Origin of the sequence: Paenibacillus sp. P3E, assembly GCF_001909045.1 — a bacterium.
Lineage (GTDB): Bacteria > Bacillota > Bacilli > Paenibacillales > Paenibacillaceae > Paenibacillus_AQ > Paenibacillus_AQ helianthi.
In genome coordinates this window covers 13,305-27,054 of record NZ_LVWH01000218.1, presented here as the reverse complement: position 1 = coordinate 27,054, position 13,750 = coordinate 13,305, and the positions used below count along the sequence as shown (strand labels likewise).

General features: G+C 50.0%; 10 protein-coding genes. 7 read left to right on the top strand and 3 right to left on the bottom strand.

What is annotated here, in order from left to right; genetic code table 11:
• Positions 1-332: 332 nt before the first annotated feature.
• Positions 333-2,477, top strand: a complete 2,145-nt coding sequence (locus tag A3842_RS27890) for an alpha-amylase family glycosyl hydrolase (RefSeq protein WP_074103463.1) — start codon at positions 333-335, stop codon at positions 2,475-2,477.
• Between the two features lie 362 nt (positions 2,478-2,839).
• Complete coding sequence (locus A3842_RS27885) at positions 2,840-4,234, top strand: SpoVR family protein (RefSeq protein ID WP_074103462.1); 1,395 nt, start codon at positions 2,840-2,842, stop codon at positions 4,232-4,234.
• Positions 4,235-4,376: 142 nt separating this feature from the next.
• Here A3842_RS27885 and A3842_RS27880 read toward each other — a convergent pair whose 3' ends face one another.
• Positions 4,377-5,879, bottom strand: a complete 1,503-nt coding sequence (locus A3842_RS27880; RefSeq protein ID WP_074103461.1) for an alpha/beta hydrolase family protein — start codon at positions 5,877-5,879, stop codon at positions 4,377-4,379.
• A gap of 294 nt (positions 5,880-6,173) precedes the next feature.
• Here A3842_RS27880 and A3842_RS27875 point away from each other — a divergent pair, with 294 nt between their 5' ends.
• From A3842_RS27875 to A3842_RS27860, 4 genes are all read left to right on the top strand, one after another.
• On the top strand, positions 6,174-6,875 hold the full coding sequence (locus A3842_RS27875) for a response regulator transcription factor (RefSeq protein WP_074103466.1): 702 nt from the start codon (positions 6,174-6,176) through the stop codon (positions 6,873-6,875).
• Positions 6,872-7,867 carry a sensor histidine kinase gene (locus tag A3842_RS27870; RefSeq protein WP_074103460.1) on the top strand — a complete coding sequence of 332 codons (996 nt, stop codon included), beginning with the start codon at positions 6,872-6,874 and terminating at the stop codon, positions 7,865-7,867. Before A3842_RS27875 ends, A3842_RS27870 begins: the two co-directional genes overlap by 4 nt.
• Before the next feature lie 140 nt (positions 7,868-8,007).
• Positions 8,008-8,781 carry an ABC transporter ATP-binding protein gene (locus A3842_RS27865; protein WP_074103465.1) on the top strand — a complete coding sequence of 258 codons (774 nt, stop codon included), beginning with the start codon at positions 8,008-8,010 and terminating at the stop codon, positions 8,779-8,781.
• 64 nt (positions 8,782-8,845) lie between these two features.
• A complete protein-coding gene (locus tag A3842_RS27860; RefSeq protein ID WP_074103459.1) occupies positions 8,846-10,732 on the top strand; it encodes an FtsX-like permease family protein in 1,887 nt (628 codons plus the stop codon).
• A gap of 442 nt (positions 10,733-11,174) precedes the next feature.
• Here the strand turns inward: A3842_RS27860 and A3842_RS27855 are convergent, their stop codons facing one another.
• The gene (locus tag A3842_RS27855) at positions 11,175-11,975 is read right to left on the bottom strand and encodes an AraC family transcriptional regulator (RefSeq protein ID WP_218618705.1); all 801 of its coding nucleotides are present in this window, start codon (positions 11,973-11,975) and stop codon (positions 11,175-11,177) included.
• A gap of 156 nt (positions 11,976-12,131) precedes the next feature.
• Between A3842_RS27855 and A3842_RS27850 the strand changes: the two genes are divergently transcribed.
• Positions 12,132-12,617, top strand: a complete 486-nt coding sequence (locus tag A3842_RS27850) for a DinB family protein (RefSeq protein WP_083609768.1) — start codon at positions 12,132-12,134, stop codon at positions 12,615-12,617.
• On the opposite strand, the gene A3842_RS27845 is transcribed toward A3842_RS27850, so the two are convergent.
• Entirely contained in the window at positions 12,612-13,727 is a 1,116-nt protein-coding gene (locus A3842_RS27845; RefSeq protein WP_074103458.1) for a glycoside hydrolase family 88/105 protein, read from the bottom strand. The genes A3842_RS27850 and A3842_RS27845 overlap by 6 nt on opposite strands.
• Between the last annotated feature and the right edge of the window lie 23 nt (positions 13,728-13,750).

Sequence of the window (13,750 nt, the reverse complement as noted above, 5' to 3'; positions counted from 1 at the left end):
TTTTTTATAAATAATCCCATTTTAGTCATTGACTTGATCCTGATAGAGTGGTATTTTGGTGTGGAAACCGGTTTCCTGTCATTTGTACAAATTTTTTGTCACTAGATTCAACGTAAGATGCAGAGATAACCCTCTGTTTGCGTCTGCTAAGCGCAACGATTTTTTTCATCATTGCATACGGTTCACCGTGAAACAGGCAGATGCTGAAGAAGAATAAAGTAAGTGTCTTATTGGCCCTGCCGGCTCCCAAGCGGTTGCGCACCGCTTTTCTGGAGGCAAAGCAGGACCGATCCGATGATTAAAGACGGAACATTTAAAAGGAGACTCGAATCATGAAAACGTACTCAAAGCTTTTGACAACCCTATCGCTTTCGATGAGCATGGTACTGGGTGCCGCATTGCCCGCATGGGCTTCCCCAGATACAAGCGTTAATAACAAACTTGATTACAGTACGGACGTTGTTTATCAAATTGTGACCGACCGGTTCGCAGACGGCAATTCGTCTAACAATCCGACAGGTTCTGCATTCAGCAGCGATCATTCCAATTTAAAACTGTATTTTGGAGGCGACTGGCAGGGAATCATCAATAAAATCAATGACGGCTACCTGACCGGTATGGGAGTTACGGCACTTTGGATTTCTCAGCCTGTGGAGAACATCACCTCTGTCATCAACTATTCCGGCGTTAACAACACAGCTTATCATGGATACTGGCCCCGGGATTTCAAAAAAACCAATGCTGCCTTCGGGAGCTTTACCGATTTTCAAAACCTGATCTCTACAGCGCATGCGAATAACATCAAGGTCATTATCGACTTTGCTCCAAACCATACCAGCCCGGCTTCGTCCACGAACGCAAGCTTTGCCGAGAATGGTAAGCTGTATAATAACGGCACGTTGCTCGGAGCTTATGGAAGTGACTCCAGCGGTTTGTTTCATCACAACGGCGGCACGGATTTTTCCACCATTGAAGATGGCATTTACAGAAATCTCTTTGATCTGGCGGACATCAATCAAAATAACAGCACGATTGACAGCTATTTCAAGGAAGCTATAGACCTCTGGCTTGGCCTCGGTATAGACGGAATCAGATTTGATGCAGTGAAACATATGCCATTGGGCTGGCAAAAAAGCTACGTCTCCTCCATCTATAGCGGCAGTCATCCGGTTTTCACCTTCGGTGAATGGTTCCTTGGCCCTGACGAGACCAGTACGGACAATGTCAATTTTGCCAACAACAGTGGTATGAACCTGCTAGACTTCGCATACGCTCAGGAAGTTCGAGAAGTATTCAAGGACAAATCGGAAACTATGAACGATCTCAACTCAGTGTTAGCGTCTACCGCATCCAGCTATGATTATATTAATAATATGGTAACCTTTATAGACAATCATGATATGGACCGCTTCAGTGTAGCGGGTTCCAGCACGCGGCCAACCGAACAAGCACTGGCGCTTACACTGACATCCCGCGGAGTACCGGCCATCTACTATGGTACCGAGCAGTACATGACCGGCGTTGGTGATCCGAATAACCGGGCTATGATGACAGGGTTTAACACCAACACAACAGCTTACAAACTGATTAAAGCCTTGGCCCCGCTGCGCAAGTCTAATCCCGCTATTGCCTACGGAACGACAAAACAGTGCTGGGTCAATGACGACGTCTTCATTTATGAACGGAAATTCGGCAAAAGCGTCGCCCTCGTTGCTATCAACCGCAACACGTCCACGCCTTATCCGATTTCGAACCTGTTGACGTCGCTACCTGCGGGCACCTATTCGGATGTGCTGGGCGGCCTGTTAAACGGCAATTCAATTACCGTTGGCAGCACCGGCTCTGTGACCAATTTCACGCTTTCAGCCGGCGGAACAGCGGTTTGGCAATATGGGGCGGCAGAGACTTCGCCGACCATCGCCAATGTCGGACCGACAATGGGCAAACCGGGCAATACCGTGACGATTGACGGCCGCGGCTTTGGCAGCACGGCGGGCACGGTGTATTTCGGCACTACGGCTGTCACCGGTTCAAACATTGTGAGCTGGGAAGACTCCCAGATTAAAGTGAAAATCCCAAGTGTCTCTGCCGGCAAGACGAATGTATCGGTAGCCACTGCTTCCAGTACGAAGAGCAATGCTTTCAGCAATTTCAATGTACTGACGGCCGATCAGGTCACCGTACGCTTTAAAGTCAACAACGCCACCACAGCCCTTGGAACAAAGGTATACCTGGCCGGAAATGTAGCTGAGCTTGGTGCCTGGAACGTCTCTGGTGCGATTGGCCCAATGTACAATGTAGTTGAAGCATCCTATCCAACATGGTATTTCGACGTCAGCGTACCCGCAGGGACGGCGCTGCAATTCAAGTTCGTCAAGTCGAACGGCACCACCGTCAACTGGGAAGGCGGCAGCAACCATACGTATACAACACCAACCAGCGGCGTAGGCACAGTGACGGTCGACTGGCAAAATTAAACGGGAGCTGCCGGTATAAGGAATTTGGCAGAGCTTGTTATGTATCCAACCAAAGAAAAAGATTAGGTGTGAGATGCCTAATCTTTTTTTGCTTTGCTTGTATTCTGTCCTGTAGTCAATTTTCCAAAGATGAAATGCTGCGTCAACTTCATCGGCTGCTGCTTCATCCTTTTTACAACAGCTCTATACTTTCAGGCATTCTCAGCAGAACCCTGCTGCCCCAGAGACTATTCAGAACGTCATACACCTCTCTCCCCTCCCATATACATAAGTAGAGCAATTCCGGACGTTGCCGTAGAACCTTGGCGGCCTTGTCAGAATAGGTTACAGTGTAAGCCCAAGCTGGAGGGAGAGATGGATTCATGCCCGGAGATGAGATTAGGGCGCTGGAACGGGCGATTGCCGAGATTACGGAGATTGCTTCCGGATTTGGGCTGGATTTTTACCCGATGCGTTATGAGATATGCCCGGCTGACATTATCTACACGTTCGGTGCCTACGGGATGCCTACCCGGTTCGGGCACTGGAGCTTCGGAAAGACGTTTCATAAGATGAAATCGCAATATGATTTTGGTCTAAGCAAAATCTATGAGCTTGTCATTAACTCCAACCCCTGCTACGCGTTCCTGCTGGACGGCAACTCGCTGGTCCAGAACAAGCTGATCGTAGCGCATGTGCTGGCCCACTGCGATTTCTTCAAAAACAACATGCGTTTCTCCATGTCGAACCGCGACATGGTGGAGAGTATGTCGGCCACAGCAGACCGGATCGCCGATTATTCGGTCACCTATGGCATGGATGCCGTAGAGGGCTTCATTGATTCTGTGCTGGCGGTTCAGGAGCATATCGACCCCAGTCTGATCCAGCCCCGCAAGCTGGGCAAGACCCACCTGCTTGAAGCCAAGATGAAGGAACGTAAAGATACGCCTCCCGGAACTCCTGGCCCGGCCAATCCCTATGATGAGCTGTGGGATCTGGAGAACGGCAAGGCTGCCGGTCCGGAACCGGAAACCGCCGGGAAGCGTAAGTTTCCGCCCGAGCCGGAGAAGGATATCGTCTGGTTCATCCAGCAGTATTCGACGGCGCTGGAAGACTGGCAGCGCGACATCATGACGATGCTTCATGACGAGATGCTCTATTTCTGGCCGCAGATGGAAACCAAGATCATGAACGAAGGCTGGGCTTCCTACTGGCATCAGCGGATCATGCGCGAGCTGGACCTGACACCTGAGGAGACGATCGAATACGCGAAGCTGAATTCCTCGGTCGTGCAGCCCTCCCGGCAGAGCCTCAATCCCTACTACCTGGGGCTGAAGATCTTTGAGGACATCGAGCGCCGCTGGGACCGTGACAAAATGTTCGAGGTCCGGGAGCTGGACTCCGACATCTCTTTTATCCGCAGCTATCTGTCGAAGCAATTGGTCAATGATCTGGACCTGTACGTCTTCGAGAAAAAGGGCCCGGAATGGAAAATCACTGACAAGGCCTGGGAAAATGTCCGTGACCAGCTGGTGCTGGCCCGGGTCAATGGCGGCTCGCCTTACCTTGTCGTTGAGGATGCGGATTATGAGCGCAACGGGGAACTGCTGATCGCCCACCGCTATGAGAGCATCGAGCTGGATCTGAAGTACCTGGAGCGCACCCTGCCGCACATCTATGCACTCTGGGGCCGCACCGTGCACCTGCAGACCGTGGTCGAAGACAAAAAAGCCCTTTTTACCTATGACGGTAAAAGGGTGCAGCGGAAATTTATGTAGAAGCAAATGGGCACTATCAGCGCGTTTCCCTAGCGGAAATGCGCTGGTTCGTGCCCTTTTCTTTTAGACAAGCAAGCATCCGACTCTCCACGCTTCAACCAATCGGAGAGTTATGCTCGGCTGGGATAGCCTGTTCCGTTATTTATGAAAGCGTATTTACGAACTTCACCTCCGGAAAGCGGCTATCCGGTCCTTTCATTAAGCTTCCGCCTTGCTTTTTCAGATACCTATCGAAGAAATCCAGCATATAGGCATTGATCACGGAGTCTGCTCTTTGGGGCTCAATCTTTCCTGTAACGCCCAGCATTTTGAAAATCGGAGAAATAAACTGTACGTCGGTAAAATTTAAATGCTCCGTATTTTTGATATATAGGACTCGTCCCCCTACTCCGACCGTTTCTCGCATCCGCTCAAGCTCCAACTTTTTATCTTCCGTGACTTGATCCTCCCACTCTCTAGTCGAGCCCATACGGCTAAGCTCTGCATCCGTGTAAACCCGGTTATCCATCACCATTTTTAATTTTTCGAAATAGCTTTCCGAGTTGAGGAACAAAAACGGCTTACGCAGACCCTCTCTGTCCCGCAGACGATAAAGCCCTCCATCAAGGTCTATGCCAACCGCGATTCGCGGATCGTAAGCAGCGTCATAGGCCGTTGCTCCGCCGATGGAATGACCGAACACCCCGACATGACCGAGATCAATCTTTCCTTTGATATGACTTGGAATCTGCCCCGATTGGATGAGCTCGAATTGGTCCAGCGCAAACGCCACATCCCCGGTTAAGACTTTTCCCAGCTTGTCGCGAATTTCTATTCCTGTCCGGTAATCATTGCTGGGTGAGAATAAGTCGTTGGTGGTGCTGGTCGTGATTCGCCCGTCCGGAAACTCGGTGGCAAATGTATTGTAGGTGTGGTCGATCACAGCCACGATATATCCGTGACTCGCGAGATCTTCAGCTTGCGACGTGTGGAGGAACCTGGAAGAGCCATTGCCGGGATTTGCAAGGATCAGCGGGTATGATTTCTGTGCCGGAGAGACTTCAGCCCCCGAATAAGTATGACTGGATACGTACCTCAGGTGCCCAAAAGTAAACCCGGGAAGTCCATAGTCCGCGGCCATATAACTTAAAATCCGGGGTTCAGGAATAAAGGGAGCATACTTGCCGGTGCCCGCTTGAGCCGGATACCATACCTGAACCATTAATTCTCTATGACCCTCTCTGTCTTCGCCGTAAATCTCTTTCCTATGGGTATCCACGAAATGAAAGGTTTGCGTACCTACCTTAAATCCGCCTGTGGGTTCAGGTAGTTTAAATACAGGAAAAGCATACATAAGAATCGCTGTTACAGCCAGCATCACCGCTATAGCGGTATAAGCCGTACCCCATATGAATCGCGGAATTTTTTTGGGGCCGATTTTTTTAAAATAGCTAAACCCTGAAACAACTAAAAAAAGGATCGTTAGGCCATAGGGGAACAATAGCTGAACTCTGTATCCTTCCACCGTCCAATGAATGACCAGTAAAAGTGTAGCGATCACGCTTGCAACGAATACTGGAGTTTTACGCCGTCCTTTTTTGAATAGGACTGTACATGCAAACAAGCCGATGTTTGATAAAAAAAGCAACAGTTCAAACAGTCTCATCCCGATTCTCCTTTTTAAAACTTTCTATTTTTGTTTGTTCCAATCTTATCCTCACAGACCGGACTGAGCTATCGATTTACCTTACATTAATCTTACAAGTATGAAATTCGCTTGCGGGAGTGGAGGACCCGTATAACGGTTTCTCATCCGCTTGAAAGAGTGCCGCTTGAGGTTATAATAGTTTACAGCTGAACCTAATCCAGCCTATTCAAGCCATAGAAACACAGTAAGTTCCAATCGCTCCTCGGAGACGGCATGCTGGTGTTTTTTCAAATCAGAAAAGGAGCCAAATCTATGTTTAGTATCCTGATTGTAGAAGACGATCTTAAGCTGGCGCAGCTGCTTCAATCCTATGTGGAGAAATACGGGTATCGGGCTGAAGCGGTCCAGGAGTTCGACCGGGTTATGGAGGTGTTCCAGGACATTCGTCCGGATCTGGTGCTGCTAGATGTCAATCTGCCCCGTTACGACGGCTATTACTGGTGCAGACAAATCCGGACGGTCTCCACCTGCCCGATTCTGTTCATCTCCGCCCGCGACGGCAAGATGGAGCTGGTCATGGCGCTGGAGAACGGGGCTGACGATTATATCGCCAAGCCCTTCGATTATGAAGTGGTCATGGCCAAGATCAAGAGCCAGCTTCGCCGCGCTTACGGCTCATACGCCCTGAGCAAGAGGGAACGGACCGTAGAATGCACAGGACTCGTGTTGTATCCCGAAAGGCTTGAGCTGACCTTATCCGGCAAAACCGTAGATCTCAGTCATAAAGAATCCTTGCTGATCGAAACACTGATGGAAAACAGCTCCAAGGTGGTCAGCCGCGACTATCTTCTGGACAAGCTGTGGAACAGTCAACAGGTAGTTGATGACAACACGCTTAATGTCAATATCACGCGTATCCGCAAAAAATTATCCGAGCTCGGCGTTGAAGAAGCGCTGGAAACCGTGCGGGGGGCCGGATATAAACTGCGGCCTTTCTGGAGGGAGGAGCCATGAGGCTGTTTTGGAGAGAGCAGGCTCCGTTAATCTTTATGTATACCGGACAGCTTCTGCTGACTGTATATATGTGCAGCTTATCCGGTTTCCGGAATACCTTCGATCTTGTGTACATCTGCATCGTAAATACGGCCTTATTCGCGTTTTACCTGATATACCGTTATATCCGTCATTACCGGTTTTACCGGAGGCTGACCCGTCCGCTTTTGTCCATGGACGAATCGGCCGAATTTGCCGGGAACGCACCGCTCGCGGGTGCTCTTCGGCTTCTGCTCCAGGGGAACTATCGTCTGTATCAGAACGATATCCAACAATACCGGAAAAAGCTAAACGATCACATCACCTTCATCAATCAGTGGGTGCACCAGATGAAAACCCCGCTCTCCGTTATGCATCTTGCGGTTCAGAATGAAACCGACCCCTTTTTTGACAGCCTTCGAGAGGAAATAGACAAGCTGAAGAAGGGGCTTGACACGGTGCTGTATACTTCACGCTTGGATGCATTCGAGCAGGATTTCGTGGCGGAGCCGGTGCAGCTTCATCAGCTGGTCAGGAAAGTGGTGGCTGAACACAAAAATTTATTTATCCGCAATAAGGTCTTCCCGGAAATCCAGGTGGATGACCGGCTGATGGTCATGTCTGATGACAAGTGGCTTGCGTTCGCACTTAGCCAATTAATCACCAATGCGGTACGGTATTCAGCAGGCGCAAGCAGCCGTGTCCTGATTCGCTCGGATGTACGCGGACAGCTAGCCGCTCTTGAGATTCGGGACAACGGCGCGGGAATCCCGAAACAGGATATCAAGCGGGTGTTCGACGCCTATTTTACAGGGGAAAACGGAAGACGGTTCGGCGAATCCACCGGCATGGGTCTCTACCTGGTTCGGGAAATCGCCTCACGGCTTGATCATCAAGTCGAGATTGAATCCGAGCAGGGCCAAGGAACCGCAGTACGTATATGGATGGGAATCACGCATGTTCAAGCTCCATGAACATGCTTTGTTTTTTATTACAGCATTGTAAGATTGGTTTAAGGATAATCGATGGGATAGCGATTGTGGAGCGGTTATGATTATGCGGGAGAGCCTTGGATAGTCGAAATTCCGGCCCCATGAAAGGAAGAATGCTTGATATGGATATGTTAATCGTGCGCAATCTGGCAAAAGTATATGATGGCAGCATGGGGTATAAAGCGATGAGTGATATGAACCTGGTTGTTGGGAAAGGCGAATTTGTCGGCATTATGGGTCCTTCCGGCAGTGGCAAAACAACGCTGCTAAACGTAGTATCCACAATCGACACGCCTACCTCCGGGGAAGTGTTGATTAATGGGGACAACCCTCATTTGTTATCCAAACACGATCTGGCCCTGTTCCGCAGACGGAAGCTGGGCTTTGTCTTTCAGGATTTCAATCTGCTGGATACGCTGACCATCGGGGAAAATATCATTCTCCCTCTTACGCTGGACGGGAAAAGTGTGAAAGAGATGGACGCCAAGCTTCATCCGGTGGCCGAAAAACTGGGCATCACCGAAATTCTGAATAAACGAACCTATGAAGTGTCGGGAGGGCAACGGCAGAGGGCCGCCATTGCAAGGGCCATCATTCATTCCCCTTCGCTGCTGCTGGCCGATGAGCCGACCGGAAATCTCGATTCCAAATCCTCACGGGATGTCATGGAAATGATGGAGACCATCAACCATACCGATCATACGACCATGCTGCTGGTCACCCATGATGCTCTCGCGGCCAGCTACTGCCACCGGGTCGTATTTATCAAGGACGGCCGGCTCTATAATGAATTTTACAGGGGGGACAACCGCCAGGCCTTCTTCCAGCAGATTATCGATATGCTTTCGCTAATGGGAGGGAATGCACATGAGCTTTCACCGCTTCGTGTTCATTAAGAGGAGTTCCCGGTGTATCCCGTCCATGATTACCATTCCGGTAACAAGCCCGGAGGGTCAATAAATGACATTGCGACAATTTGCCTTCCGTAATGTTAGCCGGAACAAACGAACATATGCCGCTTTTTTTCTGAGCAGCACGTTTTCGGTGATGATCTTTTTCATGTATGCTGTTTTTATTTTTCACCCTGCCATTAAAAATTCCGGATTCAACGGATCGGCGGCTCAGGCAATGACTGTTGCGGAATATATCGTATATGTGTTCTCCATCTTCTTCGTACTCTATTCCGGCAGTGCCTTCCTGAAATCCCGCAAACGGGAATTCGGTGTGCTCATCATGCACGGTATGACCTACAATCAGCTGCGACAGATCGTCTTTATCGAAAATATGGTGATCGGTTTCGCTTCCATTGTGGCAGGTCTTACCGCCGGCATGCTGTTCGCCAAGCTATTCATGATGATCGGAGCCGATGTGATGCACATGAGCCCGCTGCCATACTACATGCCTGGCACAGCCATTCTGCTTACTCTGTCCGCATTCGTGCTGTTGTTTCTCGTCATTTCCGCGTTCACAGCTGTATTCGTACGGGCCAGCAAGCCGATCGATCTGCTGAAAAGCAGCGCCAAACCGAAGCCTGAGCCTAAATCATCCGTTTTTCTTTCCATTACAGCGTTCTGCCTTCTTCTTGGGGGATATATCATATCGTTCCAGGTTATAGGTGCCACGGTCGTTTTCGCTCTTTTGCCGGTCACGGTCATAGTCATCATCGGCACTTACTTTTTGTACACACAATTAAGCGTATTTGTGATTCGCGCTTTAAGAAGCAACCGCGCTGTCTTTTTGCGCAAAACAAATGTGCTCGTTTTATCTGACATGGCTTACCGCATGAAGGACAACGCCCGCATGTTCTTTCTGGTGACGATCGTTTCGACAGTCGCCATTTGCGCTATGGGCGGCTTGATGGGATTTCTGGATACCATCCACAAACAAGTCTCGGCTGCTTACCCGTTCGCCTATACTTACATCCAAACTACCGGCGATGCCGGGCAGGCAGCCTCTCACACGAAAATAATTGAACAAGTGCTCAAAGAACGGGGAATTCGTTATGATAAATGGTCTGTTCATGTAGCGAGCTTCGATTCGATAAATGGACAATCTCTGAACTTCATCCGCCTGTCCGAATATACCAAGCTAGCCAAAGCCTTGGATTACCCGGAACTGTCACTGCAGGGAAATGAAGCTGCGACCCTTTGGACCCTGACAAATCGGCCGTTTCCGGAACACGAGTGGTCCATAAAGGGAACATCCATCACATTCAACATGAAACAAACCGTCGGAAAGGCGGTCACGCCTCCCATGATCGATGAACCGCTGTTGATCGTTTCGGATCGGATGTTTGGCTCCTTGGGCACTCCGAAAAAAGAACAGCTTCTCACCGCTTATGATACGGACAGCGCCGATTCAACGGCGGAAACCGGGAAGGCCATTGCCGGGCAGCTCGGACATGCACCAACCTCCGGTTATTGGTTCGCATCTTCTGCCTATTTGGAGGAGCAGATGAAGCGGACCTATAATCTGATGCTTTTCGTCGGGTTGTTCATCAGTTCAGTATTTTTTGTTGCATCGGGAAGCTTTCTATATTTCCGGCTGTTTACCGACCTGAATGATGACAAGCAGAAGTACCGTTCCATAACGAAGATCGGGTTGACCGACAAGGAGCTTGAGAAGGTGACAACTCTACAACTGGCGCTGTTGTTTTTCGTACCGCTCGCGGTCTCGCTCATCCACAGCTCAGTTGCGCTCTACGCGCTGCATAATCTATTCCATTCCCCGGTGACTCAATCGGCCATTACGGTCTACATCGTTTTCCTTGCCGCGCAAATCCTGTACTTTCTGCTGATCCGTGCCCGTTATTTACAGCATTTGAAACACTCAGCGGGCTTTGACTGATTGTCCTTATTTCTAAAGGTCCGCGGACCGGCATGTTGCAAAAGGCCCGCCAGCACATATTTTTGTGCGAGCGGGCCTTTTGCACGGTCGCTACCCACAGCGACCGTGCAAATAGGAATAATAGGTAAAGGTTGTGAAGGTGAGAGTAACGGAGGGAATTTTGGAACTGGAGGAGCGCCAGCGTCCGCCTTTAAGGTTGGATTTCCACCGCTGCACAGCGGCTCAAATCAAGAAATCCAACCTTAACAGCGGCCGGAAGTCCAAACATTCCCGCAGTTGCGGCTATTCACCGAACAGCCTTTGGCACACATGACTATTTTCCCGCTCGCACCCTCACTGGAACATAAATCTCCATCACTGTATCCACCCGGGAATGACAGCGCTCATCGTAGAACTCAAAATCCAGCTTACCGTCATCATAATCGTACCCGCCCCCCGGAAACTATTCCTCAAAAATATACTTCCAGGTGCTCTTAATCACCTGCACGAACGCCTCTTGATCCTTCCCCTCCGAAGTATCCACAGGTGGTGTAGTGAATACGGCATATTGGGCCTCCGGCACTTCAGCTGTCAGCATATCCGGTGTGACCTTGGTGAAATCGTCCACAATCACACCAAGCAGATACGAAGCATTGCCGCTGTCCAATGCCGGAGCACATAACCCAACTTCTCCATGTTTAGGTGGAGCGAGGATTTCGTACATTTTAGACTCCAGATTTTCACCTTCATAGTGGCTCCAGAAGGAAGCCATATCCTTCGTATAATTGCCTTCCGCCACATTTGTTGCTATACCGTAGCCTGCGACCTGAAAAGCCGGTTTCTGTACAATCACTGGATTCATTAGATAACCTCCGATTTCAAAAATAGGACCGTCCTGAAGATAACCATTCATCCGCGCCGCATATTGCGAGGGACTGTAGCCAAAAGCCTTGCGGAACGCCTTTGTGAACCCGCTCTGCGTCTCAAAGCCATACTCCAGCGCGATATCAATGATCCGCTTGCCGCTGAACAGCTCCACCGCTGCCAAAGACAGCTTGCGGCTGCGCACATACTCCATCACGGACATCCCCTTACACAGGCTGAATACCCGGCTGAAATGATACAGCGAATATCCCGTCTCCGCGGCAATTTCCTCGGCAGTCAAATTTTCTTTTATATTTTGTTCAATATATTCAATGCATCTCTCCATATCCTTGCTGTAATTCAAGCAGCCACCCAGCCTTTCCCCGATCGGTGATTTCATTATAACAACTGCCTGCCAGGTGGGCTGTTCCTGTTTTGCTATACTTGAGATCTTCACGCAGCAATCATTCTAACCTGACGGACTGTGGTCAAGTTCATAAGATATAGTGAAGATATAGAAGAAGCTGAATATATATTTGAACTGGAGGTCTTTTTTATGGCAACGGCTACGAACGAGCAACTGGTGTTTGAATTCCGGTCTTTGATCCCTTACATCCAATCGCTGAATACCCTCGAAGAGATGCATTGGGAAACTCCGGTCGCGGCAGGTAAATGGACATTAAAAGAAATGCTCTGCCACCTTACGCAGTGGGACAAGTACTTTTATGAAGAAGCTTTCGCTAAAATAATGAAGGGTCAGCCGCTGACCCTCCGGCAGCAAAACTTTGATGAGTTCAACGCCCGCGCTATTGAATATGCCAAGTCACTGACGAAGCAGGCGGCTATCGGACAATTCGTGCTCTACCGGACCAAAATCCTGGATGCCGCCACAGCTTTAAGCGATGAAGAATTGGTGAAGGAGTATATTGACGGGGACGGCCAGAAATTCAGCATCCGGGGTTATCTGGAAGACTTTATTCCCCATGACAAACACCATAAGCAGCAAATGGAGCAGTACATACGGCCGGGTGCGACGTCATAATTTCTCTACTTCAAGTGAAGCCAGCAGCCAAGGAGCAACGCCCATCGGTATATCGGACAATACGGCTTCAGAAATGTAATAGTCATAGGAGCCGTTGCGGTCTTTGCTCAGCCCGGCACCATGGCAGATTCGATGCAGGTGAACGCCTTGATCATCTTCACCGGCCAGATGCGTCAGAATCCCCTCATAGCCGCTCCGCATGGCTTCATGAAATGAAGGTTCGAGATAGCCTAGTCTTAGCCCCTTGGCCATTGCATAGACGAACATACATGAGCCGGAGGCTTCCAGGTAATTCCCCTTGCGGTCCGCCTGATCCAGCACCTGATACCAGAGTCCGGTCTCTTTGTCCTGTACCTCCACAAGTGCTCCGCACATCCGCTGGAATATTCCGATGATTGTTCCCCGCTTAGGATGAGTAACCGGGAAATGTTCCAGGCAATCCACCACCGCCATCGCATACCAGCCCATCGCCCGGCTCCAGAAATGGGAGGACAGGCCTGTAACCGGATTGGCCCATTCCTGCTCCTTCGATTCATCCCAGCCGTGATAGAGCAGCCCGGTCCGCGTATCGCGGGTTCTGCGTTCAATCAGCAGAAGCTGATGAGCGGCCTCGTCGATCAGTTCAGGACGCTGAAAGACTGCGCCATACTCCGCAAGAAACGGCGATGCCATATACAGCCCATCCAGCCACATCTGGAACGGATATACCTTCTTATGCCAGAATCCGCCCTCAGAGGTGCGGGGGTGTCCGATTAGCTGGGCAGCCAGCATATGAGCGGCTTCGGCATAACGCTGCTCTCCGGTTTGCTGATACAGCAGGAACAGATTTTTGCCCTGGTTGATCTGGTCAAGATTATACTCCTCCAGCCGGTACGTACGGATTGATCCGTCCTCGCCGATGAAGCTATCCATATGCCTCTGCATATAGCCCACATATTTACGCTCACCAAGCTGGACACCGGCACGTGCCACCGCCATCAGCAGCATGCCCGGGACATAAGCCCAGCGTTCCAGCACATAGGCATGCTCACCCTGTTCGTTGCACTGGCTGAGAATCGTATCCGCAATTTTGCGGGCCCAGCTTGTTGTGCTTGCTTCTGATATAGACATCCCAATTCCTCCAGTCGCTTGCC

Coding starts and splice junctions, on each gene's coding strand:
- A3842_RS27885 (WP_074103462.1), top strand. CDS start 2,840: ATGCCCGGAGATGAGATTAGGGCGCTGGAACGGGCGATTGCCGAGATT.
- A3842_RS27875 (WP_074103466.1), top strand. CDS start 6,174: ATGTTTAGTATCCTGATTGTAGAAGACGATCTTAAGCTGGCGCAGCTG.
- A3842_RS27890 (WP_074103463.1), top strand. CDS start 333: ATGAAAACGTACTCAAAGCTTTTGACAACCCTATCGCTTTCGATGAGC.
- A3842_RS27855 (WP_218618705.1), bottom strand. CDS start 11,975: ATGAAATCACCGATCGGGGAAAGGCTGGGTGGCTGCTTGAATTACAGC.
- A3842_RS27850 (WP_083609768.1), top strand. CDS start 12,132: ATGGCAACGGCTACGAACGAGCAACTGGTGTTTGAATTCCGGTCTTTG.
- A3842_RS27870 (WP_074103460.1), top strand. CDS start 6,872: ATGAGGCTGTTTTGGAGAGAGCAGGCTCCGTTAATCTTTATGTATACC.
- A3842_RS27880 (WP_074103461.1), bottom strand. CDS start 5,879: ATGAGACTGTTTGAACTGTTGCTTTTTTTATCAAACATCGGCTTGTTT.
- A3842_RS27865 (WP_074103465.1), top strand. CDS start 8,008: ATGGATATGTTAATCGTGCGCAATCTGGCAAAAGTATATGATGGCAGC.
- A3842_RS27860 (WP_074103459.1), top strand. CDS start 8,846: ATGACATTGCGACAATTTGCCTTCCGTAATGTTAGCCGGAACAAACGA.
- A3842_RS27845 (WP_074103458.1), bottom strand. CDS start 13,727: ATGTCTATATCAGAAGCAAGCACAACAAGCTGGGCCCGCAAAATTGCG.